At 71.1% G+C, this 24,638-nt stretch carries 26 protein-coding genes; 11 read left to right on the top strand and 15 right to left on the bottom strand.

What is annotated here, in order from left to right; all coding sequences use genetic code 11:
• The gene (zwf, locus tag PKF00_RS10510; RefSeq protein ID WP_271217232.1) at positions 1–1,476 is read right to left on the bottom strand and encodes a glucose-6-phosphate dehydrogenase; all 1,476 of its coding nucleotides are present in this window, start codon (positions 1,474–1,476) and stop codon (positions 1–3) included.
• 145 nt (positions 1,477–1,621) lie between these two features.
• Here zwf and PKF00_RS10505 point away from each other — a divergent pair, with 145 nt between their 5' ends.
• Complete coding sequence (locus PKF00_RS10505) at positions 1,622–2,791, top strand: ROK family transcriptional regulator (protein WP_271217231.1); 1,170 nt, start codon at positions 1,622–1,624, stop codon at positions 2,789–2,791.
• A gap of 265 nt (positions 2,792–3,056) precedes the next feature.
• Here PKF00_RS10505 and PKF00_RS10500 read toward each other — a convergent pair whose 3' ends face one another.
• The 3 genes from PKF00_RS10500 to PKF00_RS10490 form a co-directional block, all read right to left on the bottom strand.
• Positions 3,057–3,323 carry a hypothetical protein gene (locus PKF00_RS10500; protein ID WP_271217230.1) on the bottom strand — a complete coding sequence of 89 codons (267 nt, stop codon included), beginning with the start codon at positions 3,321–3,323 and terminating at the stop codon, positions 3,057–3,059.
• 63 nt (positions 3,324–3,386) lie between these two features.
• Positions 3,387–3,797: a hypothetical protein gene (locus PKF00_RS10495; RefSeq protein ID WP_271217229.1), complete on the bottom strand. Its 411-nt coding sequence runs from the start codon at positions 3,795–3,797 to the stop codon at positions 3,387–3,389.
• Positions 3,785–4,150 carry a hypothetical protein gene (locus tag PKF00_RS10490; RefSeq protein ID WP_271217228.1) on the bottom strand — a complete coding sequence of 122 codons (366 nt, stop codon included), beginning with the start codon at positions 4,148–4,150 and terminating at the stop codon, positions 3,785–3,787. The genes PKF00_RS10495 and PKF00_RS10490 overlap by 13 nt, the downstream gene beginning before the upstream one ends.
• Positions 4,151–4,244: 94 nt before the next feature.
• On the opposite strand from PKF00_RS10490, the gene PKF00_RS10485 reads away from it, so the two are divergent.
• Complete coding sequence (locus PKF00_RS10485) at positions 4,245–4,526, top strand: hypothetical protein (protein ID WP_271217227.1); 282 nt, start codon at positions 4,245–4,247, stop codon at positions 4,524–4,526.
• A gap of 105 nt (positions 4,527–4,631) precedes the next feature.
• Here the strand turns inward: PKF00_RS10485 and PKF00_RS10480 are convergent, their stop codons facing one another.
• On the bottom strand, positions 4,632–4,826 hold the full coding sequence (locus PKF00_RS10480) for a CsbD family protein (RefSeq protein ID WP_271217226.1): 195 nt from the start codon (positions 4,824–4,826) through the stop codon (positions 4,632–4,634).
• Positions 4,827–5,018: 192 nt separating this feature from the next.
• Here PKF00_RS10480 and PKF00_RS10475 point away from each other — a divergent pair, with 192 nt between their 5' ends.
• Entirely contained in the window at positions 5,019–5,630 is a 612-nt protein-coding gene (locus PKF00_RS10475) for a TetR/AcrR family transcriptional regulator (RefSeq protein WP_271217225.1), read from the top strand.
• Complete coding sequence (locus PKF00_RS10470) at positions 5,623–6,519, top strand: SDR family oxidoreductase (protein ID WP_271217224.1); 897 nt, start codon at positions 5,623–5,625, stop codon at positions 6,517–6,519. The genes PKF00_RS10475 and PKF00_RS10470 overlap by 8 nt, the downstream gene beginning before the upstream one ends.
• Positions 6,520–6,594: 75 nt before the next feature.
• Here the strand turns inward: PKF00_RS10470 and PKF00_RS10465 are convergent, their stop codons facing one another.
• Both PKF00_RS10465 and PKF00_RS10460 read right to left on the bottom strand, forming a co-directional pair.
• The gene (locus tag PKF00_RS10465; protein WP_271217223.1) at positions 6,595–7,101 is read right to left on the bottom strand and encodes a GNAT family N-acetyltransferase; all 507 of its coding nucleotides are present in this window, start codon (positions 7,099–7,101) and stop codon (positions 6,595–6,597) included.
• Positions 7,098–7,679, bottom strand: a complete 582-nt coding sequence (locus PKF00_RS10460) for a copper chaperone PCu(A)C (protein ID WP_271217222.1) — start codon at positions 7,677–7,679, stop codon at positions 7,098–7,100. The genes PKF00_RS10465 and PKF00_RS10460 overlap by 4 nt, the downstream gene beginning before the upstream one ends.
• Positions 7,680–7,982: 303 nt before the next feature.
• Here PKF00_RS10460 and PKF00_RS10455 point away from each other — a divergent pair, with 303 nt between their 5' ends.
• Positions 7,983–8,561 carry a ClpP family protease gene (locus tag PKF00_RS10455; RefSeq protein WP_271217221.1) on the top strand — a complete coding sequence of 193 codons (579 nt, stop codon included), beginning with the start codon at positions 7,983–7,985 and terminating at the stop codon, positions 8,559–8,561.
• A gap of 89 nt (positions 8,562–8,650) precedes the next feature.
• Here the strand turns inward: PKF00_RS10455 and PKF00_RS10450 are convergent, their stop codons facing one another.
• On the bottom strand, positions 8,651–9,373 hold the full coding sequence (locus PKF00_RS10450; RefSeq protein ID WP_271217220.1) for a DUF2470 domain-containing protein: 723 nt from the start codon (positions 9,371–9,373) through the stop codon (positions 8,651–8,653).
• Between the two features lie 87 nt (positions 9,374–9,460).
• Between PKF00_RS10450 and rpsD the strand changes: the two genes are divergently transcribed.
• A complete protein-coding gene (rpsD, locus tag PKF00_RS10445) occupies positions 9,461–10,075 on the top strand; it encodes a 30S ribosomal protein S4 (protein WP_271217219.1) in 615 nt (204 codons plus the stop codon).
• Here the strand turns inward: rpsD and PKF00_RS10440 are convergent.
• Positions 10,063–10,935: an ion transporter gene (locus PKF00_RS10440; protein WP_309298388.1), complete on the bottom strand. Its 873-nt coding sequence runs from the start codon at positions 10,933–10,935 to the stop codon at positions 10,063–10,065. The genes rpsD and PKF00_RS10440 overlap by 13 nt on opposite strands.
• A 225-nt stretch (positions 10,936–11,160) precedes the next feature.
• Positions 11,161–11,811, bottom strand: a complete 651-nt coding sequence (locus PKF00_RS10435; protein WP_271217218.1) for a TetR/AcrR family transcriptional regulator — start codon at positions 11,809–11,811, stop codon at positions 11,161–11,163.
• A gap of 76 nt (positions 11,812–11,887) precedes the next feature.
• Between PKF00_RS10435 and PKF00_RS10430 the strand changes: the two genes are divergently transcribed.
• Together PKF00_RS10430 and PKF00_RS10425 are read left to right on the top strand one after the other, a co-directional pair.
• Positions 11,888–12,853: an ABC transporter ATP-binding protein gene (locus PKF00_RS10430; protein WP_271217217.1), complete on the top strand. Its 966-nt coding sequence runs from the start codon at positions 11,888–11,890 to the stop codon at positions 12,851–12,853.
• Positions 12,854–12,861: 8 nt separating this feature from the next.
• The gene (locus tag PKF00_RS10425; protein ID WP_271217216.1) at positions 12,862–13,593 is read left to right on the top strand and encodes an ABC transporter permease; all 732 of its coding nucleotides are present in this window, start codon (positions 12,862–12,864) and stop codon (positions 13,591–13,593) included.
• 90 nt (positions 13,594–13,683) lie between these two features.
• Here PKF00_RS10425 and PKF00_RS10420 read toward each other — a convergent pair whose 3' ends face one another.
• Positions 13,684–13,917 carry a hypothetical protein gene (locus PKF00_RS10420; RefSeq protein WP_271217215.1) on the bottom strand — a complete coding sequence of 78 codons (234 nt, stop codon included), beginning with the start codon at positions 13,915–13,917 and terminating at the stop codon, positions 13,684–13,686.
• A gap of 4 nt (positions 13,918–13,921) precedes the next feature.
• Complete coding sequence (locus tag PKF00_RS10415; RefSeq protein WP_271217214.1) at positions 13,922–15,280, bottom strand: S8 family serine peptidase; 1,359 nt, start codon at positions 15,278–15,280, stop codon at positions 13,922–13,924.
• A 170-nt stretch (positions 15,281–15,450) separates the two neighbouring features.
• Between PKF00_RS10415 and PKF00_RS10410 the strand changes: the two genes are divergently transcribed.
• Positions 15,451–17,514: a spermine/spermidine synthase domain-containing protein gene (locus PKF00_RS10410; protein ID WP_271217213.1), complete on the top strand. Its 2,064-nt coding sequence runs from the start codon at positions 15,451–15,453 to the stop codon at positions 17,512–17,514.
• Between the two features lie 70 nt (positions 17,515–17,584).
• On the opposite strand, the gene PKF00_RS10405 is transcribed toward PKF00_RS10410, so the two are convergent.
• Positions 17,585–19,234, bottom strand: a complete 1,650-nt coding sequence (locus tag PKF00_RS10405; protein ID WP_271217212.1) for an LCP family protein — start codon at positions 19,232–19,234, stop codon at positions 17,585–17,587.
• A 280-nt stretch (positions 19,235–19,514) separates the two neighbouring features.
• Positions 19,515–20,510, bottom strand: a complete 996-nt coding sequence (locus PKF00_RS10400) for a neutral zinc metallopeptidase (protein ID WP_271217211.1) — start codon at positions 20,508–20,510, stop codon at positions 19,515–19,517.
• 910 nt (positions 20,511–21,420) lie between these two features.
• Between PKF00_RS10400 and PKF00_RS10395 the strand changes: the two genes are divergently transcribed.
• Complete coding sequence (locus PKF00_RS10395) at positions 21,421–22,290, top strand: LysR family transcriptional regulator (protein WP_271217210.1); 870 nt, start codon at positions 21,421–21,423, stop codon at positions 22,288–22,290.
• A 129-nt stretch (positions 22,291–22,419) separates the two neighbouring features.
• Positions 22,420–23,268 (top strand): dihydropteroate synthase, encoded by an 849-nt coding sequence (gene folP / locus PKF00_RS10390; protein WP_271217209.1) that lies wholly within the window; start codon positions 22,420–22,422, stop codon positions 23,266–23,268.
• A gap of 99 nt (positions 23,269–23,367) precedes the next feature.
• On the opposite strand, the gene PKF00_RS10385 is transcribed toward folP, so the two are convergent.
• Positions 23,368–24,591, bottom strand: coding sequence for an MFS transporter (locus PKF00_RS10385; RefSeq protein WP_271217208.1), 1,224 nt, complete (start codon positions 24,589–24,591; stop codon positions 23,368–23,370).
• Positions 24,592–24,638: the final 47 nt, after the last annotated feature.

The following is a 24,638-nucleotide window of genomic DNA, read 5'->3' as shown; positions in this document are numbered from 1 at the left end:
TCATGCCGGGTTCTCCTCGTGCCAGGTACGGCCGCTGCGGGCGACGAGCTCGTGGGCTCCGGCGGGCCCCGAACTGCCGGCCGGGTACGGCTCGGGCGGTGTGCCGTGCGACTCCCACTCGCTGAGGATCGGGTCGATCCACCGCCAGGCGGCCTCGACCTCGTCACGCCGCATGAACAGGGTGGGGTTGCCGGACAGGACGTCCATGAGCAGGCGCTCGTAGGCCTCGGGCACCCGGCCGGTGAAGGTCTCGGCGAAGCTGAGGCTGAGCGGGACCGGCTTGAGCGCCACCTCGCCCGCGCCCGGCTCCTTGGCCATCAGGTGCAGCTGGATGCCCTCGCTCGGCTGCAGCCGCAGCACCAGCCGGTTGGGCGTGCTGCCCGGGAAGATGGAGTGGGGCACGTCCTTGAACTGCACCACGATCTCCGAGCACCGGTACGGCATGCGCTTGCCGGTGCGCAGGTAGAACGGCACGCCCGCCCAGCGCCAGTTCTTCACCTCGGCGCGGATCGCGGCGAACGTCTCCACCCGGTGCGAGGCCTCGGTGGGCGCGGTGTTGTCCGGCTCGTCGAGATAGCCGGGAACCCGTACGCCGCCGGACTCGCCCGCCGTGTACTGACCGCGCACGGTGAACCGGTCGACCTCGCCGCCGACGATGGGCCGCAGCGACTCCAGGACCTTGACCTTCTCGTCGCGGATGGACTCGCGGTCGTTGCGCGCGGGAGGCTCCATCGCGACCAGGCAGAGCAGCTGGAGCAGGTGGTTCTGCACCATGTCGCGCAGCGCGCCCGCGTGGTCGTAGTAACCCCTGCGGCCCGGGGTCCCGACCGTCTCCGCGGCGGTGATCTGGACGTGGTCGATCCACAGGGAGTTCCAGATCGGCTCGAGGAAGGCGTTGGCGAACCGGAGCACGAGCAGGTTCTGGACCGTCTCCTTGCCCAGGTAGTGGTCGATGCGGTAGATCTGCCGCTCGTCGAAGATGGCGCCGACCTCGTCGTTGATGCGCCGCGCGCTGGCCAGGTCGCGGCCGAGCGGTTTCTCCAGCACCACCCGCGAACCGGGGGTGACCAGGCCCGCGCGGTCCAGCTCCCGGCAGAAGGGGCCGAACGTCATGGGCGGACTGGCCAGGTAGAACACCCGGTTGCGCTGCTCGTGCCCGGCGAGCAGGCCGGTGATCCGTGCCCAGCCCGTCGTGTCCTCGCCGCCGACGTCGATGGAGACGTGGTGCAGCCTGCCCAGGAAGCGCTGCCAGAGGTCCAGGTCGTCGACCGGCACCGAGCCGCGCACCTCCGCGTCGACCTTGCCGCGGAAGTCGGCGTCGTCGAGCCCGCCCCGCGACATCGCGATGATGCGGGTCTCCGGGGAGAGGCGGCCGTCCCGGTCGCAGTGGTACAGCGCGGGCAGGAGCTTCCGCATGGAGAGGTCACCTGTGCCGCCGAAGACGATCAGGTCGGCGGACTGCGGGGTCTCTGACATGGGGAGTGCTCCGTGGTGATCTACCGGAATTAGGGATAGATCGGACAGTATCCGCATCTTGTGCTCTACACAAGCGGAGTTTTGTCATTTGAGATGAGAAAGTTTGAACTTTTCATTTCCTAAGGGGGTGTGGTTCACTTAGCGGATGCCTCGACGTCCCGCTGCCGCCCTCGCCACCAGCGGTGAGGTGCTTCGCCTCATCCGCACCGGTGAGGCCGTGACGCGCGCGGACATAGGCCGGGTCACCGGCCTGTCCCGGCCCGCCGTCTCCCTGCGGGTCACCGAGTTGCTGGACCGGCGTCTCGTCGTCGAGGACAGCGAGGGGCCCTCCACCGGAGGCCGCCCGCCGACCCGGCTCGTCTTCAACGCCTCGGGCGGCGTCGTGCTGGTCGCCTCCCTGGGAGCGAGCAGGGCGCAGATCGCCGTGTGCGACCTCGCGGGCGGCGAGCTGGCCCGCGCCGATCTCGAGGTCGACGTGGAGGAGGGGCCCGACGTCGTCCTTCCCCTGGTGATGCGGACCTGGAGCGACCTGCTCGGCGACCGGCCGATCTCGCAGGTGCGGGGCGTGGGCCTGGGGGTGCCCGCCACGGTCGAGTTCGCGGCGGGCCGTACCGAGAGCGCCCGCATCATGGCGAGCTGGACCGGCGTCGAGATCCCCCCGCTCATCGCCGAGCGCTTTCCCGCCCCCGTCTTCCTCGACAACGACGTCAACGTCATCGCGATCGGGGAGCACCGCGCCGTCTACGCGGGCCAGGCGGACGACCTGCTGTTCGTCAAGGTCTCGACCAGGATCGGCTCCGGCGTCATCGCGGGCGGCGAGATCCTGCGCGGCGCGCTGGGCGCGGCCGGCGAGATCGGGCACATCCCGGTCCGTGACGGCGGGGGAGTGCTGTGCCGCTGCGGCAACGTCGACTGCGTCGACTCGGTGGCCAGCGGCACCGCGATCCTGCGCGAGCTGCGCGCCAGAGGACACGAGGTGAAGACCCTGGCCGACGTGGTGAGCCTGGTCCGCGCGGGCGACGCGGAGACGATGACCGTCGTCCGCAACGCCGCTCGGATGCTGGGAGAGGTCGTGGCCAGCGCCGTCAACCTGCTCAACCCCGCCGTGGTCGTCCTCGGCGGCGACGTGGCCGAGACCTTTCAGCCACTGGTCTCCGGCGTGCGCGAGGTCGTCCACCGCCGCTCGACGGCCCTGTCGACCCGCAACCTGCGGATCGAGCGCAGCAGGCTCGGCCCGGGGGCGGGCATCGTCGGCTGCGCGCACATGGTCCTGGACCACATCCTCTCGCCGGAAGCCGTCGACTCGCCCGCCTGACCTGTTTGTTTGCGACGCTCTGTTTATTGCGACGCCTGGCGGCGTCGCGGGCTTGGGCGCTTTCGGGTCGGTGTCTTCCCTCGTCACTCCGTCGCTGCGCTCCTGCGTTCCTCAGTCCAGACACCGACGCGCCCAAGCCAGGCCTCGGTCCGGACACCGACGCGCCCAAGCCGACAACCAGTCCCTGCCGACCGGGGAGTGAGCCGGGTCCCGGTCCGGACACCGGTGCGCCCAAGTCCTTTCGGTCACCGGGGACTGTGAGGCCTCAGCCCGCTTCTGTCGTTATGCCGTCGCGGGAGTTGCGTGACTGGCGGCGGACTCCGACGGTGATGACCCCGATGAGGATCACCGCCAGCACGGCCATGGCGACGATCAGCCACGTCGTGCCGGTCGCGAAGCCGAACACGGCCAGGACCGCGACCGGTATGAACCCGAACGAGGCCAGGCGGATGTAGACCACGTCACGCGGGGTGGCGCGGACCATCGGCTGGCCCTTCGCGGACGTCTGCTCCGGCATGTCTTCGTTGGCCATCGTTTCCTCTCCTTCGATCAGGAACACCCTGTACCCGGATGCCTCCCCGTCATGTGTTCCGCGTCATGTGTTCCGCGCCCCTGCGAGCGCGCTCACCAGTCCTTCGGGATCGGCGACGGTGACGGTTGCGCCGGGGTGGGGCAGCAGGCCGCCGGGCAGGAGCGCGGGGACCGGGGTCCGGAAGCGGACGCAGACGCCGCGCTCGGCGTTGGTCCCGAAGGTCACGCCCCGGTCGGCCAGCGACAGGTGCGGTCCGATGACCCGCCACGCCGTGTAGGGTCCGGTGATCGTGGCGTCGAGGACGTTGGACAGGGGGGTGCGCAGCAGCCAGGGGCCGAAGCGCACCGTCAGCCGCTCGTCCTCGACCAGGACGAAGGCCCGCTGCGGGGTCACGCCCATCAACTGGAGGAGGAAGGTCGTCCAGCCCGGGTCGGCGGCGAACCCGAAACGCGTCTTCGTGGTCAGCGTTCCCATGGAGCGGTCTCCCCCATCTTGGCGTAGTACCTGGCCAGGTGGGACTTGATGCGCTCGACGTCCTCCCTGGGGACGTCGACCCCGCCCCGCGCCCCCTCCATGACGCCTCCCGCGGCTCGCACCGCGTGCGGGACGACCTTGAGCTCGCCCCCGATCACGTCGGCGATGGGCAGTTTGTAGCTGCCGAACTCGTCGGGCTCGTCACCGTCGTACCAGACGTGCGCCTCGCGGTACTTGCCGTTCGGCTTCTCCTCGGCTCCCGCCCAGGCGCGCACGTGCTTGTCGGCCGAGTCCGCGTCCCAGCGCCTGTCGCGGTCGGCGAGGGGCAGGTCGTGAAACCGCGTCACCGTCATGTCGCCTCTTCTCTCTCGCGGGTTCCCTACCCGTTCATCCCGCTCCATGCCTGATGGGGACATATTTAGTTCTTTGCCGGGGAGAGGGGAGGGCATGACCGACGATCGTGAAGTGAGTGAGCGGCCGGGGGAGCGCGCCCCGGCGGCGGAGAACCCGAAGCTCGCGGAGGAGGGGGCGAAACCCCCGGCGCCGCGGGGCGTCGACGGGGAGAGCCGGGTCGTGGCCGAGAGGTCGGGGGCGGACACCTCCTTCCCCGACCGCCCGCTGTCGGCGGACCCCGTCGATGTGAATCCCGCCGACGCGCCGGACTCGGGGGCCGTGGACCCGGACGCGGGACAGGGCGCGCCCAAGCCGGAGGTGGGGCCCGCCTCCTGACCCGGCTCCCGCGGGGTCGGCCGCGCGAAGGTCGTGCGCCGACGCGTCCCGTCTGGAACAGCGGCGGGGCCCCGGTTTTTCCGGGGCCCCGCCGCTCGTCGGAGATCAGCTCTTGAAGGCGTCCTTGGCCTTCTCCGCGCTGTCCTTCAGTTTCTCCCCCGCCTGCTTGATCTTGCTCTTGCTCTGGTCGGCCCGGCCCTCGGCCTCGAGCCGCTCGTCGTCGGTGAGACGACCCGCGCCCTCCTTGACCTTGCCGCCGAGCTCTTCGGCCTTGTTGGAGATCTTGTCGTCCGTTCCCATTGTGTGGTTCCTCCCCTTGTGCGGAGTTTTCCGCTCCGCAGGGGTAACCCCTGTCCGCAGGCGGAGGCGGTAAACATGCGTGCGCCGCTCCTGTGGCCAGGGAGGACCTGTCTCGCGGGCGGTCGTCGCGACGTGAGGGATGGCGGATCTGATATAAATAATGAACAGTCATTATTTAATGAGGGCAGGAACATGGCAGGACGGCCTCGCACCATCAGGGAGCAGGACATCATGGCCGCGGTCGCCGAGGCGGTCGGGGACGTCGGGCCGATCCGGCTCACCCTGGCGGACGTGGCCAGGGCCGCCGGGGTGTCGACCGGCGCGCTCGTGCAGCGGTACGGCAGCAAACGCGGCCTGCTGCTCGGCTTCGTCAGATGGGCGACGGACCACGACGCGTTCGTGCGGCCCATGCGCGAGGCGTTCGAGGCGGCGCCCGACCCGGTCGAGGGACTGGTCAGGGCGGTGGTGCGCACCGCGGGCCGCGAGAGCGGGCCGGAGGAGTTCGCCAACAACCTCGCGTTCCTCCACCTGGAGCTGGCCGACGAGGAGTTCCGGGCGCTGCTGGGCGACCACGTCCGCGCGGTGCGGGCCGAGCTGCTCGACTACCTCGCCGCCGCCGTGGCGGGCGGCCACCTGGTGGAGAGCGCCGACCTCGGCGCGCTCGCCGCCGCCGCCGACTCCATCCGCAACGGCACCCAGCTCACCTGGGCGATGACCAGGTCGGAACCGCTCGCCGACGAGCTCCGCCGGGACCTGCTGACCCTGCTCGACCCCTATCGTGTCCCGAGGAGGACCAGTGAGTGACGGACAGGTGGCCCTGGTGGCCGGAGCGACCCGGGGCGGCGGACGGGGGATCGCCGTCCAACTCGGGGCGGCGGGCGCGACCGTCTACGTCACGGGACGCACGACGAGAGCCTCGAGGTCGCCGATGAACCGCGCGGAGACCATCGAGGAGACCGCGGAGCTGGTGACCGCCGCCGGAGGGCGGGGCATCGCCGTCCAGGTCGACCACCAGCAGGAGGACCAGGTGCGTGACCTGGTCGCCAGGATCGCGGCCGAACAGGACGGCCGCCTGGACGTCCTGGTCAACAACGTCTGGGGTGGCGACCCGCTGACCGTGTGGGACAAACCCCTGTGGGAGCAGAACCTCCAGGACGGCCTGTGGCTGCAACGCCAGGCCGTGCACACCCACGTCATCACCAGCTGGCACGCGCTGCCGCTGATGGTCGCCCGGCGTCGCGGGCTGGTCGTCGAGGTCACCGACGGGCTGGACGACCACGGCTACCGGGGCACCTTCTTCTACGACCTGGCCAAGGCGGGCGTCATCAGGATCGCCCAGGCCCAGGCCGCCGACCTGAAGCCGTACGGGGTGACGGCGCTCGCGCTCACCCCGGGCTTCCTCCGCTCCGAGGCCATGCTCGACCACTTCGGGGTGACCGAGGAGACCTGGCGCGACGGGATCGCCAAGGACCCGTACTTCGCGATGTCGGAGACGCCGGCCTACGTCGGCCGCGCGGTGGCCGCCCTCGCCGCCGACCCGCTGGTGGACCGCTGGAACGGCAGGTCCCTGGCGAGCTGGCAGCTGGCCGGGGAGTACGGCTTCACCGACGCCGACGGGTCGCGCCCCGACTGGGGGCGTTACTTCGCCGACTCCCAGCGGGGCGTGGCCGGCGACCCCGAGGACTACCGGTGAGCGTCGCCCGCGGCCGTCCGGGGCCGTGCCGGCGAAGCCGTGCCCCTCGCGCCGCGGCGGCTTCGGCAGACGGCCCTACGCGGAGGTGACGAGCCGTTCCATGGAGAGCATGGGGATCGGGTACCGCGAGTGGGCCTCGGTCTCGGTGTAGCCGAGACGGCGGTAGAGGTCGACGACCTGACGGCGCTGGGCCATGACGTCGAGGACGAGCCTGGCGTAGCCTCCCAGCTCGGCCCACCTGTGCGCGTGCTCCATCAGGGCCCTGCCGACTCCGCCGCGGTGGCCGGGACGCGCGTACAGGCGCTTGACCTCGACGGCGTCGGTTCCCGGAAGGGGTTTGAGGCCGACGCCGCCCACCGGGGCGTCGTCGCGGTAGGCGACCAGGAACACGCCGGGGGCGTGGTAGACGGTCTCCGGGTTCCTGCACTCCTCCCGCAGGGCGGCGGACAGGTCGTCGACGGAGGCCGGGACGGTGCCGCGGATCTCCGCCTGGGTGGCGGCCATGTACTCGAAGATCAGCGTGGCGGCGTCCGCCCCACGCCCTGCCGCGAACGCGTCGAGGACGCGGACCGGCGGCGTCACGGCGTCACCTGGGCGTCGGGCCGGTAGTCCTCCTGGCCGCCCGCGAACTCCTTGCCGACGGCGGTGAACTCCAGGGTCTCGCCACCCTGGAGGGTGAGGGTGAAGTCGATCTGCGCCCCGGGCCTCACCTCCTTCTTCACGCCCATGAGCATGATGTGGTCGCCGCCCGGCTGGAGCTGGTGGGTGCCCCTGGCGGGGATGACGAACCCGCCCTTCTTCGGCCGCATGACCGGCTTGCCGCCGGAGTCCGCCACCTCGTGCAGCTCGACCTTCCGGGAGACGGGAGAGCTTCCCGAGACGACGGTCATGTCGACGTCGGTGTTGTTGACCAGGGTGCCGAAGGCGGCGGTCATGCCGCTTTCGGTGCTCCTCACCCACGGGTCGGTCACCGCCAGCGGCGGCCCGTCCAGGGGTTCGCCCGGCGGGGCGGAGGCGCCGAGTGCGGCGGACGGCGTCGCGGCGGCCGGCGCGGCGTCCTTCCCCGCGGGACGCTCGGCGGCCTGCCCGCCGCAGGCGCCCGTGGAGACGACGGTGAGGACGGCCGCGAGGCCGGCGGACAGGACACGACGAACGATCATGAAAAGCCCTTCCAGGTGTGTACGGCGCCGCGGCCAGGGCCGTGCTCGGGCACGGGGAGGTCGTCGCCCGCACGGTGCGGCAATCATCACACACGGCGGGCCGTCCACCGCGCCGAAGCGCCGTGACACGGACGGCGGAGGAAGCGGCGGGGAACTCCGGGGAACGCCCGGACGAAATTCAACCCGCGGTGCGCTGTGAGCGGAAAGCGCTCACAGCGAACGGCGCGAAATCGGCGGAACGGAACGCGTTATGGTCGCAGATGTTCATCATTCGTAAACTCTGATTCGGAGTGGGTGAGAGGGATGACCAGTCCACAGCCCGTGTTCGAGGACCCGCTGTACCAGAGGCTGTTGCGCAAGCGGATCGTCGTCCTCGGCACCGAGGTGAACGACGAGGCGGCCAACCGGATCTGCGGCGAGTTGCTGCTGCTGTCCGCGGACGACCCCGACAGGGACATCTGGCTCTACATCAACTCGCCGGGCGGCTCGGTGTCCGCCGGAATGGCCATCTACGACGTGATGCAGTACATCCCCAACGACGTCGCCACGGTCGCCATGGGCATCGCGGGCTCCATGGGGCAGTTCCTGTTGTGCGCGGGCGCGCCCGGCAAGCGTTACGTGCTGCCGCACGCCAGGGTCATCATGCACCAGCCGTCGGGAGGCCTGGGCGGCACCGCGGCCGACATCGCGATCCAGGCGGAGCAGATGCTCTACACCAAGCAGACGATGCGCGAGCGGATCGCCTTCCACACCGGCCAGACGCTGGAGCAGATCGAGGAGGACTGGGACCGCGACCGCTGGTTCACCGCGACGGAGGCGAAAGACTACGGATTCGTCGACGAGGTCATTCGCAGCACGAGCGAGGTCGTTTCCGATAATTAACCATTCGCTCTCGGAATAATTCTTCCGGGGCGATTCCGGTGTGCACCGGAATCGCCCCTGATTTTTCCGGGCCGTCGCACGGCGCGCCGTCAGCGATGGCAGAGCAGGCAACGCAGGGCGCGCTCCAGGGACCCGGCGTCGGTGATGGGGGCGGGCCAGGGCAGGCGGATCAGGGTCGGCTCGTCGACGCCCGAGCGGACGGTCGCCCCGAAGCGGTCCAGCTCCCAGAGCCAGACGTCGGGGACGGGGCCGTCGAGCAGGGAGACCAGCGCGCTCTCCAGCTGGTGCCTGTGCGTGCCGTTGACGTGGTCCAGCATGCGCTCGGCGACCTCCAGGAGGGGGTCGGGGCGGGCCTCGAGATACTCCTCGCCGTCGAGGACGCCGGACTCGGGGCCGGTGAGATAGATCACCTGGCCGACGTCGACCCGGAGCAGCCGGGGCGCGCCGCCCTCCAGGGCCTCGAACAGCGCCTCGTCCGGGCAGCGCTCGGCGATCGCCACCGCGGTCCGCCGCGCCTCGGCCTCCGGCACCGCCTGCGCCCAGCCCTGCACCTTGAGCAGTCCCCGCGAGGCCTCGATCCCGCCGAGGGAGCGGCTCGCCGTCAGGTCCACGGTCACCACCGGCTCGTCGTGCGCCCCGTGGAGCGGGTCTCCCGGCAGGACCAGCAGCACCGGGCGGCCCGCGTCGTCCACGCCTCCCCTGGCGGGTGTCGCCGGCAGGTCGGCGCCCGCGAGGGACACGTGGGTCGGGGTGGCCGTGGCGGCCAGGCTGCGGACCCGTTCGGGGATCGGGGGAGCGGTGACGGGATGCATGAACAGGCTCTCCTTGAGATCAGGGGACCGTTTCGCCTAAGGTAAGGCTAACCTGACTAAGGCAAACCTAACCACAGAGGAGTGACTGTGCGCTACACCGGACCCAAGGTGCGGCTGTCCCGTAGGGCGGGCGTCCCGCTGACCCGCAAGGCCGTGCGCTACTTCGAGGAGCGGCCGTACCCGCCGGGCGAGCACGGACGCAAGACCAACAGGCGGCAGACCGGTGACTACGGGTTGCGGTTGATGGAGAAGCAGAAGCTGCGCTGGTACTACGACGTCTCCGAGCGGCAGATGCGCCGTTACTGGGACATGGCGCTGCGCGGCACCGGACGCTCGGGGGCCGAGCTGGTGGTGCTGCTGGAGAGCCGCCTGGCCTCCCTCGTCCTGCGGGCGGGCATCGCCCCGTCCATCTACGCGGCCCGCCAGTACGTCACGCACGGTCACATCACTGTGGACGGCCGAAAGGTCGACATTCCCAGCTATCTGGTCAAGCCGGGCCAGGTCATCGCGGTCCGCCAGAAGTCCAGGGGGATGCAGCCGTTCGTCGCCGCGGCGGAGGGCGTCTACGCCGACGACCGGACCGCGGCCTACCTCGACGTCAGCCACGCCGACCTGCGCTTCACCCTGGTCGGCCGCCCCCTGCGCGAGCAGATCGCGATCCCGGTCGACGAGCAGCTCGTCGTGGAGTTCTACTCCCGCTGACCCGCGCCCGCCCGCGCCGCCGGGTTCTCGCGCACGCCCCCGCGACGGTCGTCCGTCCCGGGCGCGGCGGGGACCCGGTCGCGCAGCTCACGGATCTCGGCCCTGAGCGCGGCCAGCTCTGTGAGCACGGCGGCGCTCAGGGCCTCCGTCGCGTGGACCGTCGCCTGCGCCGACTCCTCGGCGTGCTCGTCCTCCATCGCCCTGACCACGACGGCGATGAAGAGGTTCAGCACCACGAAGGTGCACACCAGCATGAACGCCACGAAGAAGATCCAGGCCGCCGGATGCTCGTCCATCACCTCCCTGGTTATGTCCGACCATCCGTCCCCGGTCATCATCTGGAACAGGGTGAACAGCGAGGTCGGCAGATCGCCGAAGTACTCGGGCGCGGTGGCGTGGTAGAGCTTGGCGCCCATCACCGCCGCGACGTAGAGCACCAGACCGAGCAGCAGCACGATCGACGTCATCCCCGGCACCGCGTTGAGCAGTGCCGTCACCACCCTGCGCAGGCTGGGCACCACCGAGATCAGACGCAGCGCCCGCATGATCCGCAGCGCCCGCAGCACCGACAGGCCGGCCGCGAGGGGCAGCAGGGAGACCGTGACGATCGAGGTGTCGAACAGGTTCCACGGGTCGAGGAAGAACCGGCCCCGGTAGACGTAGACCTTGGTGAGCAGCTCGGCCACGAAGACGTAGAGCGCCACGTGGTCGACGACGGTGAGCGCCGTGCCGTACCGTTCGACGGCCGTGACCGACGTCTCCAGGCCCAGAGTCGCCGCGTTGACCAGGATGACCGCGATGATGGTCCGCTGGAAGCTAGGAGCCTCCAGGACGGCGCGGACACGCTCGCGCAGCGGCACAGATGACTCCCCCGGGGTCGTGGGCCTGGTGAATGCCGGAAGATCATATCCTTTTGGGCGGCTTTCGCCTTGTGTCGCCGTCCCAGTGGCCCGGTCGCCGGGACGGCTGCGCGCGGGGACGGTCTTTCCCCCATCCTGGTTCTCCTGAGGGTTCCCGCGCTGTCGGGCCTCCCGGCTTCTCCCCGCCCTCCTGTCAGGCCTCTCCTACGCCTTCCCCGCCCTCTTTCAGGCTTCCCTGGCCTCCCCCAGGGCGCAGTAGCCGTCGATCCCCGACTCCAGCAGCCGGAAGGCGTGCTCCGCCTGCTCGCGCAGACCCGGGGCGATCTCCGCCACGCTCTCGCCCGCGAGCATGCGCCGCACGGCGTACGCCGCCAACGTGTGAAGCGCCGCGCAGATCTGGGCAGCCACGAGGCGGGGAGTGAGGTCGTCGGGGTCGGCGTCGGCCTCGTCGGCGAGGGTCCGGGCCAGGGCCTCGACCCTGAGCTCGTTCACCTCCCGCAGCCGGGCGGTGAGCGCCGGGCTCGCGTTCACCATGCGGGCGAACAGGTCGCTTCCCTCGTGGAAGCCGTGCCGCCAGTCGCGCGTGTCCAGCGCGTCGAGGAAGTCGCGTCGCACCGCCTGGAGCGCGCTCTCTCCGGCTCTCCGCTCCCGCACGATCCTGCTGAGAAGGCCGACCAGCTCGTCCTGGCGGTCGAAGAGGAGGTCCTCCTTGGCCGGGAAGTAGTTGAAGACGGTGTTCACCGAGACGTCCGCGGCCCTGGCGACCTCGGCCACCGTCACGTTGTCGAAGCCTCGCGCCATGAACAGCCCTGTCGCCATGTCGGAGATGCGCATCCGCGTCTCCCGCTTCTTGCGCTCGCGCAGTCCCTCACTCATGCGCACATCTTATGGTGCCGGGTAAATTTTGCAGTCACTCTATTTTTATGGTTAACCTAAGTTTGGAGGCGATGAAATGATCAGGACTTCGGGTCTGAGCAAGTCCTTCCCGGGCGGCGTGAACGCCGTCAGGGGAGTGGACCTCGCCGTCGAGGCAGGGGAGATCGTCGGTTTCCTCGGTCCGAACGGTGCGGGCAAGACAACCACCATGCGCATGCTGACCACGCTGCTGCGTCCCACAGGAGGCGTCGCGACGGTCGCCGGGCGCGACCTGCTGGCCGACCCCCGCGGTGTACGGCGGCGCATCGGCTACGTGTCCCAGGGCGGCGGGACCAACCCCGCCACTCCGGTGGGAGACGAGCTGGAACTGCACGCCATGCTGTACGGCATGCGCCGGGGGCCGGCGCGCGAGCGGATCGGCGAGATCCTGGAGCGGCTCGACCTGTCGGGGCTGGAGTCCAGGCCGGCAGGCGCGCTGTCGGGTGGTCAGCGCCGCCGCTTCGACCTGGCCTTCGGCCTGGTCCACGGCCCCTCGCTGCTCTTTCTCGACGAGCCGACCACCGGCCTCGACCCGCAGAGCCGGGCCAACCTCTGGGCGCACGTCACACGCCTGCGCGAGGAGGAGGGCCTCACGGTCTTTCTGACCACCCACTATCTAGAGGAGGCGGACGCGCTCGCCGACCGCCTGTTCGTCATCGACCACGGCGCGATCGTGGCCGAGGGCACCCCGGCCGAGCTCAAGGGCGGCACGGGCACGCTCGACGACGTCTTCCTGTCGATCACCGGCCGTTCTCTGAGAGAGGACCGTCCCTCCGCCGCCCCGGGATCGAGTCGTCCGGGACCGGACGGTGTGGAGCCGAGCCATCAGGAATCGGACGGTGTGGGATCGGGGCGACCGGGACCGGGCGGTGTGGGATCGGGGGATGGGGAACCGAGTCGTCCGGGACCGGGCGGTGTGGGATCGGCGGGATCGGGGCCGGGTGGTGTGGGACCGGCCGTCCCGGAGCGCTCAGCCGTCGCTCCGGCGTGTGAGGAACGGTGAACGACTCGATGGATGTGCTTCGTGACACCTGGACCGTCTTCCTGTACAACACCCGGATCGTGCTGAGGCAGCGGGCCGGGATCGTCTTCGGCGTCCTTCAGCCCATGCTGTACCTGGTGCTGTTCGGGCCGCTCTTCGCCACGATCGGCAGCTGGGAGACCCTGGTCCCCGGCCTACTGATCCAGGTGGCGCTGCTGAGCGCGGGCCTGGCCGGATTCGGCGTCGTCTTCGACGCGCGCTCCGGCGTGCTGGAGCGGCTCAGGGTCACCCCGGCGCGCCGCGTCTGCCTGCTGCTCGGCCGGGTGCTGAGCAGCTCCGTGACGCTGCTCATTCAGTCGGTCATGCTCATGACCGTGGGTTACGCCTTCGGCATGCGCGCCTGGATCCCCGGTGTTCTGGCCGCGCTCGTGCTCATGGGCCTGCTGGGGGTGAGCCTGGCCGCGCTGTCGAACGCGGTCGCCCTGAACATCGGCCCCGAGCTGTTCGCGCCCGTCATGACCACCGGCGTGGTCCCGCTGATCCTGTTGTCGGGCGCGTTCCTGCCGATGTCGATGGCGCCCGGCTGGCTGGACGCGCTGTCGCGGGCCACTCCGTTCCGCTATGTGCTCGAGGCCGTCCGTGACCTTTTCGCGGGGAGGTACGCCACGTGGACGGTGGCGGCAGGAGTCGCGGTCACCGTGCTCCTGTCGGCCGTGTGCGTGACCGTCGGCACCCGCGTCTTCAACCGGGAGAACGCCTAGGCCGCCCCCGCCCCGCCCTCCGCTCTTCCCGCCGCCTGACCGTGGAGGCCCGGCGCGCGCGTCGAACCGTGGTGGGCGAGGCGGGGCCCGTCAGCGCGGAGGGCCGTAGGGCTCGATCCTCGGGTCGGAGTAGGGGCCGTCGCCCGCCGCGGGGTCGATCCGGCGGGCGGCTGCCTCGCTCACGCGCAGGCCGTACAGACTCTGCTCGGGGTCGATGAGCACCAGGCCGTAGCCGGTGTCGACCTCCTCCTCCCGCAGGTCCAGGCGGCGCATGGCCTGCTTGAGCGTCGCCTCGGACGGCAGTCGTACGGTGATGAGAACCATGTCCTCACGCTACGCGCAGTTCCCTGCGACGCAACGAGGACAGGATGCCTGAGACGTCGAGCACCCCGTATCCGTAGTCGTAGTCGAACCCGACGCCGCCCCGGTCGTCCGCCGTGCGGCGCAGCAGGGTGCGCAGCTGGGAGGGGGAGAGAGCAGAGGCGGGCCAGCGGGTGCGGATGGCGGCCACCAGGCCCGCGGCGACCGGGCAGGCGGCCGAGGTGCCAGAGTCGGGCTCGGCGGCGCCGAAGGCCTGGGAGCCCGAGAAATGGGTGTAGGCGCAGACGTCCGGCTTACGGAGACTGAGGCGGCCGGGACCCTGGGAGGAGTATCCGACCCGCTCGCCCGTGGTGTCCACGCCGCCGATGGACAGCACGCGCGAGTGGGAGTTGGCGCCTCCGATCGGACGGTCGGGGTAGGCGCACCGGCTGTCCCTGCAGTCGCGCCCGCAGTTGCCGGCCGCGAACAGCACGTCCGCGCCCGCCTGCTCCAGGCTGGAGATGATCAGGTTGAACGGGTGGGCCGCGTTGTCGGAGTAGTTGCCGGGGTGACCGATGGGGAAGTCCCAGCGGGGGGAGAAGGAGCCCCAGCTGTTGCTGACGACCAGGGAGCGGGTCGCCTGGGGCTGCGCGGCCAGCACGGTGCGCAGGTGGGCGAAGGCCGCGACCGCGTCCGACAGCAGGCCGTCCATGGCCGAGCCGCCGGGGCGCCGCGACAGCAGCACGGGGATGTCGATCAGCGACGCCCTGGGGGCGCCGATGAGCGCGTCGAAGGCGCACATCGTGCCGTGGTCCACCCGGAACTGGCCCGCGGTGCCGCTCACCCCGGCGGGGTTCCAGCTGTTGCGGACGTCCACGATCGGGTTGCTGCCGAGGTGCCGTCCGACGTGCGCGGAGTTGATGCCGGTGTCCACGATCGCCAGGGCGACTCCGGTCCCGTCGAGCCCCTCGGCCCTGAGCTCCGCGACGCCCAGCAGCCGCTCGACGTCGTGCCAGTCGCCGACGGGGTCGTCGCCGCCGCAGGTGAGGTTCGACTCGATCACCGGATCGGCGTGCACTCCCACGACGTCGGAGCGGGTGCCGGGCAGCAGGGCGAGCCGGGTGGACAACTCGTCGTCGGAGATCTCGCCGCGGACCAGGACCGAGGCGTGCTCGGCGGCCAGTGAGAACGTCAGCGCCTGGTTGAGGGACAGGGGGTCGCCCCCGGTCGCCGGCACGGGGCGCGGCACCGCGACCGGGGTGAAGGAGTGGTCGAGGACGACACCGGGCAGGCCGTCGGACACATCGGCCGTGGTCGCGGTCACACCCGGGTCGGCCACGGCCGCGACGACGTCGGGGGATGGGCGGAGCTGGATCAGGACTCGCATGTGCACCACCAGGCTCGAGGGGATCGAACCCCACCACGTTCCTGCATCCGACGGCGCTCCGTCTAGCCGTCAAAAACCCCTCGGACCTGGGCTTATGCCCTCCAAATCTCCCAAAACGCCGAGCTGTTTTTCCTCCGCGGAACGCCGCTGACTCACTAGCGTTGGAAGACATGACCGCAGCGGCGGAGACGACGCCATCCTCGCATCCCGATGTCCGGTCGATCTCCTGGCTGGGCGTCCGGCCCAGGTTGGTCCTGGCCAGCGCGTTCATGCTCTTCCTCGAGCTCGCGCTGATCCGGTGGACCGGATCGAACATCGTGCACCTGAGCTACTTCACGAACTTCGTCCTGCTCGGTTCGTTCCTCGGCATCGGGCTGGGCTTCCTCAGGGTCGGGCGCACGACGCGCCCGCCGTACTACTCGCCGATCACACTGGCCGTCCTCGTGGTGGTCGTCCTGCTCTTCCCGGTCACCGTCGACCGGCGGACCGAGGGGGTCCTGTACTGGACCAGCCTGACCACCACGGGGCCGCCGCCGTGGCTGATCCTGCCGGTGGTCTTCGCGGCGGCGGCGATCGTCCTGATGGGACCCGCCGAGCTGGTCGGGCGCTGTTTCCCCGCGCTGGAGCGGCTCGAGGCCTACCGCTACGACCTGGTCGGCAGCCTCACCGGCATCGGGCTGTTCACCGCGCTGTCGTTCCTCGGCGCGCCGCCCGTCGTCTGGGGGACGGTCGCCGCGCTCGCCTACACGGTGCTGCTGTGGCCGCGCACGACGCCGGGCAGGCTCGCGCTCGCCGTTCCCGCGCTGGTCGTGGTCGGGGCGCTCGCGGCCGAGACGCTGACCGCGGGCGCGTTGTGGTCGCCCTACTACAAGGTGACCCACGACCACTTCGACTGGCACGGGGTTCCGATAACGGACATCCAGGTCAACGGCATCCCGCACCAGCAGGCCGTGCCCGCGGGCAGGCGGCTCGAGTGGGAACGGCAGTACGCCCTGCCGTACGAGCGGGCGGGCGGACGCAGGCCCGACGACGTGCTGGTCGTCGGCGCGGGCAGCGGAACCGACGTGGCGATCGCGCTGCTGAAGGGCGCCGGGCACGTGGACGCGGTCGAGATCGACCCCAGCCTCCGCGAGCTCGGCGGAATTTACCATCCCGACAGGCCGTACGACGACCCGCGGGTCACCACCGTCGTCACCGACGGCCGCGCCTTCCTCGAGCGCACGACGGGAAAATACGACCTGATCCTGTTCGCGCTCCCGGACTCGCTCACCCTGGTCTCGGGGGCGAGCTCGCTGCGCCTGGAGAGCTACCTGTTCACCCGGCAGGCCATGGAGGCCGCCAGGGAGCACCTCAAGCCGGGCGGCGTCTTCTCCATGTACAACTACTACCGGGAGAGATGGCTGGTCGACCGGCTCGCCGCCACCGCGCAGGCCGCCTTCGGCCACCGGCCGTGCGTCGACGTCGTCAGCCAGGCGGGCCAGCAGGCCGTGATCACCGTGGGGCTCACCGCGGAGGCGCAGAGCTGCGGCGAGGCGTGGGCGGGCGCGAGCGCCGCCACCCCGCCGCCCGCCGAGGACGACCGGCCCTTCCTCTACCTGAGGGACAGGACCGTGCCGTGGGTCTATCTCGTCACCCTCGGCCTGATCCTGGCCGTGAGCCTGCTGGCGGTCCGCGCGGTCGCCGGCCCCTACCGGCGGATGCGCCCCTACGCCGACCTGTTCCTGCTGGGCGTGGCGTTCCTGCTGCTGGAGACCAGGAGCGTGACGGGGTTCGCCCTGCTGTTCGGCACGACCTGGGTGGTGAACGCGGTCGTGTTCGCCGGGGTGCTCCTGGCCGTGCTCGCCGCGGTCGAGGTGACGCGCCGCTTCAGGACCCCGCCCCTGCCCGTCATGTACGGCGTGCTCCTCGGCGGCCTCGCGCTGGCCTGGCTGGTGCCCGCCTCCTGGCTGCTGGGCCTGCCGCCGGCCCCGAGGGCGCTCGTCGCCGTGACGGTGGCGTTCCTGCCGATCTTCGCGGCCAACGTGGTCTTCGCCAGGCGCTTCGCGGACTCCGCGGACGGCACGACGGCCTTCGGCGCGAACCTGCTGGGCGCGATGGTCGGCGGCTGCCTGGAGTATCTGGCCCTGGTCGTCGGCTACCAGGCCCTGCTGGTCGTGGCGGGCGCGCTCTACCTCGGAGCCTTCGCCCTGCTGCCCGGGGACGCGCGGTCGCCGGGAGCGGTCCGGGCCCGCTGACGCCCGCCGCCGGGGGCGGAAACGCGACGGCCCGCCCCCTCAGGGGACGGGCCGTCGGGCGAGGCGAAGGTCAGAAGCCGCAGAGCTCGCCGAGGGACTTGGCGGTGCCGTTCTGGGTGGGCGTCTCGCGCGGCACGGAGGCCCTGACGGTCCTGGTGGGCGAAGGGGTCGGCGTGGCCGTGACGGTCCCGCTCCGCGAAGGGGCGGGCGTCGCGCCGCTCGTGCCGGGCGAGGCCGTGACACCCGCCGCCTGGGCGCGGCGGGAGGGCTGGACGGACTGGCGCAGGGCCCTGGCGGTCGCGGCGCGGATCTTCTGCCAGTCGGGCGAGCCGGAGTAGAACTCCGGCGGCACGAACTGGAGGCTGGTGATCCTGGCGTTCTTGACCTTGAGGGCGAGCTCGGTCAGGGGGTCGAGCATCTCGCGGGGGATGTCGGTCTTGGCCATCCGCTTGGCGACACCCGCGATCTTGACGAAGTTGGTCAGGACGGCCGAGGGGGTCGCCTGCTGCGCGAACGCGCCGATGACGCAGCGCTGGCGGCCCATCCGGGAGAAGTCGTCGCTGCCGACGCGCGAGCGGCCGTACCAGAGGGCCTCCTCGCCGGTCAGCGTCCGGTAGCCCGCCTTGATCGTGCCCGCGGTGCCGTAGAGGCCGCCCCACGGGACGTCCCTCTCCACCCGGATCTTCAGCCCGCCGATGGCGTCGACCAGGTGGGCGAAGCCGAACATGTTGACCAGGGCGTAGTAGTCGAGCCTCAGGTTGAGGGTGTGGCCGATCGCCTCCATGAGCGCCTTCGGCCCCCGCTGGCCGTCCTTGCCCTGCACGATCTCGGGGTGCTCCTCGCCGTACTGCCAGACCTCGTTGAGCAGGCCGCCGTTCGGCAGCTCGCGCATGAAGCCGTTGGGGAACTGCCTGCCCAGCGCGGTGCCCGGCGGGAAGCGCACGTGCTGCATGTTGCGGGGAAGGCTGAACATGACCGTGTTGCCGGTCGCGACGTGCACGCTGGCCACGGTCATGCTGTCGGTCCTGATGCCCTCCCTGTTGCCCGCGCCGTCGCCGCCGACGAGCAGGAAGTTCACCCGGTCGCGCCCGCCCCACGGGTCGTCCTCGTGCGCGCCGGAGACCACGGGAGTGGGGGTGCCCCCGCTCTCGAAGATGGTGTTGGCGAGGTCCTTGGCGGCCAGCGTGGTGCTGGCGGCCAGCGCGAAGGGCGACATCACGGCCACGCACAGCACGCCGACCGCGATGCCCGAGACGACCTGGCCCGCGCCGGTGAGCCGTCTGGGGCGCAGGGCGATGTAGGAGGAGAGCACCAGCAGGAACCAGGCGACCGCGCCGACCCCGGCGAGGACCACCATGGTCGTCAGCGTGCTGTCCCGGGCCAGGAAGCCCGCGTTCTTCGAGACGAGGAAGGCGGCGACCACCGCGGCCACCAGCAGCACGGCGAAGGCGCCGAGCAGGGCGTAGCCGGTGCGGCGGTGCCCCGAGCGCAGGTGGGCCGCCCCCGGCAGGATGACCGAGAGGCCGGTCCAGCCGATGAGCGAGGCGGTCGTCAGCGGTCTGGCGAACTTGAGCCGCTCCTTGGGCGCGCGCTGCGCCCCTTGGGCGGGCTCCTGAACGCGATCGACCTGCTCCTGGGCGCGGTCCTGCTTCTGGGCGTGGTCCTGGGGCGGGAGGGCGGCGGGGACCGCCCCGGTCTCCTGGGGCTGCTCCGCGGGCACGTCAGAGGGGTGCGGCGACTGGGAGGAGTGCGGCGCCTCGGGACCGGAGCCCGCACCGCCTTCCCCACCGTGCGGCTGGACGCCCTGTTTCCCGTCCTCGCCGGCAGAATCCCCCGAGACATGCCCAAGGCGCATTTCCACACCGCTTCCTACTACGTCCTACCCCGGTCCACCTGGTAAAACAGCCGAGGCCCCCCGATTACACGGAATTGGCAGGATTCTAGCCTCATACCTGGACATGGCAGACAGACAACCAAAGACAGGTGAACGACCACTTAAGCTATGACGTCGTCGACGACGGGGCGAGCCAGGTGTTGCACTGGAAGGTTTTGTTCTTCTCGTAGCCCTGGCGGAACCAGCGGTTGTTGTTCGTGAGCGAGCCGTGGTCGCGCGGGTAGCCGGGCCAGTCCCCGACCTGCGTGTAGAAGTAGTAGAGCGAGTTGCGCCTGGCCGGGGTGACCGGATAGGTGGCCGAGACCGAGCGCATGAACATCCCGCCGAAACAGGTGGCCTGGAGCTCGAATCTGCGGCTCAGCGCGAGCCTGCCGCTCGTGCTCGACGACCGCTCGGACCGCTGCCATCTGGTCTCCGACAGGCCCGACAGCTGCTGCACGTGATGGCCGTACTCGTGGGCCATCATGCTGATGATCGCGCCGTGCCAGCTGACGATCTGGCCGTACCCGCGGGCGTTGCCGGTCCCGTTGGCCATGGCTCCGGTCGAGGCGTAGATGGTGGTGTTGCGCGGGCAGTAGTACGGCACGATGCTGCCGATCCCGGGAAAGTCCCCGCACGCGCCGCGCCCCCTGGTGGCGGTGATGGCGTAGCCGGGCCGGTGCCAGGCGATGCCCTCCTCGCGCAGGATCTTCGACCAGCCCTTGTCCAGGCATCTGGACGTCTTCAGGATCAGCGCCTTGAGCTGGCTGTCGCTGTGGATGCTGGGGGAGCCGACCGCGCAGCTCACCCTGGGCAGCCCGCCTGCCCGGTAGAGGGTGTTGTTCTCCAGGGTGGTGTTGAGGACGACCTGCCGCGGAGGCTGCAGGGTGCTCTCGGTGGGCTCGGGGGAGGCGGGCTCGCTCGTCGCGGCGGTCGGCTCGGCGGCGGACGTCTCGAGGGGGTCGGGCCTGCTCGTGGGCGGGGTGTAGGTGTACGGCGTGTAGGTGGGGAACGCGACGGGGGAGACCTGGGTCGAGTGGCGGCTGCTCTTGAGGACGGCTCCGAGCACCACGAGCCCGACGAAGGCGAGCGCGACCACGCCGAAGACGGCGCCGATGATCACTCCCGCGCCGCCGCCCGAGCGCTGGCGTGGAGGCTGCCACGGGGCCGCCGGGTAGGGAGGCCGCCCCTGGGGGAGGTTTCCCCGTGGCGGCTGCGCGCCGTACGTCCCCTGGGGCGGGGGCGGATATCGGTGTCCCGGAGGGACCTGGGGCCCGGGCGGCGGCGGGTACGCCTGCGGCGCGATGGGTTGTGCGAGGTACCCCTGGGCGGGCGGATACCCCGGTACGGCGGGAGGCTGCGGCGGGTGTCCCCGCGGTGCGGCGGGCCGCGGCGCGTATCCCTGGGGAGCCTGCGGCGGATACCCGTGGCCCGGAGGGCCCTGGGGCCCCGGCGGCGGGTACGCCTGCGGCGCCTGGGGGTGCGGAGGGTGTGCATGCCCGGGATGACCCGGCGGCGGGCCCTGGGGAGGACGGACGTGATCCGGCTGGGGTTGCGGTCCGGCCGGAACAGGCGGCGGATAACCGTATCCCGGTGGATAGCCCTGTCCGGAAGGGGCGGGCGGCGGAGGCGGGTACGCCGGGGACTGAGGAGTTCCCTGCGGGCGTCCCCCTGACGCCCACTGCGGGGAGTGGTCCTGCGGCGCCCCGGGCGGCGGCCCCTGCGGCGGGCTCTGGGGCGGGCCCTGCGGCGGAGGAGCGCCCCAGGTCGGCGGCGGTGGAGCGGAGCGCGGATGCCCCTGTGGTGGAGGTGGTTGTGGAGGGTACTGTCCGTTGCCTGTCACGCTGTCTCCCCGTTAACCCGAGCGTCCGATATGCCAAGAAGGGTCGGACCTTTGTCGAATTTGGGGCGTAAGCATACTGATTTATCATCCGTCACGGATGTTGCTATATGTGATTACATTCCGAAATCATCCAAGGTGATCTCCGCGATGTGCAGGACCGCGCCGCGCGCTGTGTCCTAGCTTCGAAGTCATGAATCTGCAGCAGCTCCGCTACGTGGTCGCGACGGCGGAGCACCGCACCATGACCGACGCGGCCAGATCGCTGTACATCGCGCAGCCTGCGCTTTCCCGTGCGATCAGGGATCTGGAAAGAGAGCTCGGAATGACGTTGTTCGCCCGCTCCGGACGCGGCGTGGTCGTCACGGCGCAGGGGCGCCGGGTGGTCAAGCTGGCCCGGGAGGCGCTCGACGCCGTTCGAGAGATCGAAGCACTGTCCACCCATGGCCATTCGTCCGATGCCGAACTGCGCATCGCCTCGACCCCCAGCCTCGAGCCGGGGTTGGCCGGACGCCTGCTTCCCGCCTACACCGCCGAACATCCCGGGGTGCGCGTGCACATCGTCCGTTGCGACGGACGGGACGGCGTGGTGAACGCCATCAGGGACCAGCGGGCCGACCTCGGCCTGACGGACCTGCCCGTCCCCGCCGACCTGGTCAGCCATCCGCTGGAACGCCAGGAGATCGTGCTGATCTCCCCGCCCGGCGCGAACCTTCCCGATCCGGTGCCGATAAACAGGCTCAACGGCATGCGGCTCGTCCTGCCCGTGCCCGGCAGCGCGCGCCGCAGGGAGTTCGACGCCCTGTTCGCCAAGTACGGAATCACCCCCGTGCCCGCCGTGCAGCTCGACGAGCGCGGCAACTGGCTCAACACGGTCCGCTCGGGCGCGGCCTCCCTGCTGTGGTACCGGGGAATGGCCGAGCAGGCCACCCGGGCCGGGCTGGTGGTCCGATCCCTCGATCCCTCGATCCGAAGGGTGATCGCCCTCATCCACGCGCGACGGCGGCTGCCCGCCATCGCCCAGGAGTTCCTCACGGTGGCCGAAGGTGGGTCGGCCGCCTAGGAGCACCCCGGAGACGGAACGCCCCGGGGACGCCCCGAGGGCACCGTGCCTCCCACGTTCTCATCCCACAGAGGCGGCGCAGGTGGGAGCGCCCGCCTCTCCGGCACCGGCCCGATAGGCTCGGTACCGATGACTATCTTGCGCCTGCGCGGCCGTGAGTTCCGGCCCGGCGAATTCGCGATCATGGCGGTGGTCAACCGCACTCCCGACTCCTTCTACGACAGGGGGAGAACCTACGGCTTCGAGGCCGCCATCGAGGCGGTCGACGGGGCCGTCGACGGCGGCGCGGACATCGTGGACATCGGCGGCGTCAAGGCGGGCCCTGGCGACGAGGTGGACCCGGCGGAGGAGATCCGCAGGGTGGCCGACCTGGTCGCGGCGGTCAGGCGACGCCACCCCCGGCTGATCGTCAGCGTCGACACATGGCGCGCCGAGGTCGGCGAGGTCGTCGCCGAGGCGGGCGCCGACCTGCTCAACGACACCTGGGGCGGGGTCGATCCCGGCCTGGCCGAGGTCGCGGCCAAGCACGGCGTCGGGCTGGTCTGCGCGCACGCGGGCGGCGTCACCCCCCGCACCCGTCCGCACCGCATCGCCTACGACGACGTGGTGGCCGACGTCATCGGACACACCGTCGGGCTCGCCGAGCGCGCGGTCGCCGCCGGGGTCGCCAGGGAGTCGATCCTCATCGACCCCGCCCACGACTTCGGCAAGAACACCTGGCACTCCCTGGAGGTCAGCCGCCGTCTCGGCGAGATGGTGGCCACCGGCTGGCCGGTGCTCGTCGCGGTCTCCAACAAGGACTTCGTCGGCGAGACCCTCGGCGGTCTCCCGGTCGACGAGCGCCACGCCGGGACCATGGCCACCCTGGCGGTCTCCGCCTGGCAGGGCGCACGGGTCTTCCGGGTCCACGACGCCGCCTCCGCCCGCGAGGCCCTCGCCGTCGTCTCCAGGCTGCGGGAGGCCTCCCGCGCGAGGTGACCGGCCGACGCGCCGGCGCACTCGAAGGCGCCGGCCCACGGAGGCCTCGCGCGGTGACCGGCCCCGTCCGAGGCCCGCCGCCGTTTCCCGCCCGAACGGTCAGACCCGGCGAAGCCGCCGGATCGGCGGGATGAGCAACAGCGCCGCGCACACCGCGACGCTGACGCCCGTCGACAGGAGCAGCAGGTCGCGGGGTTCGACGACAGAGGACACCGGGCCCACCAGTGCCTGGCCCACCGCCACGCCGGAGACCGAGCCGGCCACCTCGTAGGCGGTGACGCGGTTGAGCACCTCGGGGGCCACCTGGGTCTGGACGCTGGTGGACCACATCACCGACCAGAACGCCCAGGAGACGCCGCCGAGCAGGTGGCCGGCCATCAGCGCGGGAAGCGGAAGCTCCAGGGCGACCGACAGGGGGATGCAGGCGAAGCCGATCAGGGCCACGCCGCCCGCGGCCAGGGGGCGGGAGGGACGCAGACGGATCGCGACGAGGCCGCCGATCACGGTTCCGGTGCCCAGGCCCGCCATGGCCCAGCCGTAGGCGGCCTCGCCGAGGCGGTCGCCGATCAGCCGGGAGCCCAGCGGGATGAAGGGGCCGAAGACGAGGACCCCGAAGAACACCCAGACCAGGATGACCGACCACATCCAGCTGCGCGAACGGAACTCCGTCCAGCCGCGCCGCAGGTCGAGCAGGACCGTCGAGGGCTCCCTGACCCCGGCTGCGGGGGTGATCCTGATCAGCGCCAGGCAGAGGCCGCTCAGCAGGAAGGTGCCCGCGTCGAAGGCGTAGACCGCGCCGGCGCCGGTCAGCGCCATCAGGAGTCCCGCCAGGACCGGGCCGCCGAGCTGCGTGGCCGCGTCGGCGATCTTGAGGGTGCCGTTGGCGCGCTGGGGGTCCTTCGCGACGAGCGGGACCATGCCGTTGACGCCCGGCTGGAACATGGCGGCGGCCGTGCCGGACAGCGCGGAGGCGACCAGCAACAGCCACAGTGGCGGGGTTCCGGTGAAGAAGGCGACGGCGAGCACGCCCTGGGTGAGGATCCGGACCAGGTCCGCGCCGACCATCATGGCGCGCGCGCCGACGCGGTCGGCGAAGACCCCGCCGAACAGAATGAACAGGACAAAGGGGGCCGTCCAGATGGCGAGAACGTACCCCACGCCCGAAACCCCGTAGACGGCCCCGACCGCCAGCGCCGTCGCGACCGGCATCATCGCGTCGCCCAGCAGCGACACCACCCGGGCGGCGAAGTAGAGCGAGAAATCCCTGTTCCAGAGCCTTTCCGGGATGCCGGGGGCCGCTTCGCGATCAAGGGTCGCGGTCATTCGACGAACTCCATGACCACTCATTCTGGACATCCGGCCGCTCCCAG

The organism is Streptosporangium carneum, from assembly GCF_027922005.1.
Lineage (GTDB): Bacteria > Actinomycetota > Actinomycetes > Streptosporangiales > Streptosporangiaceae > Streptosporangium > Streptosporangium carneum.
Note: the sequence above shows the minus strand (reverse complement) of the source record. Positions and strands in the feature narration are given on the sequence as shown.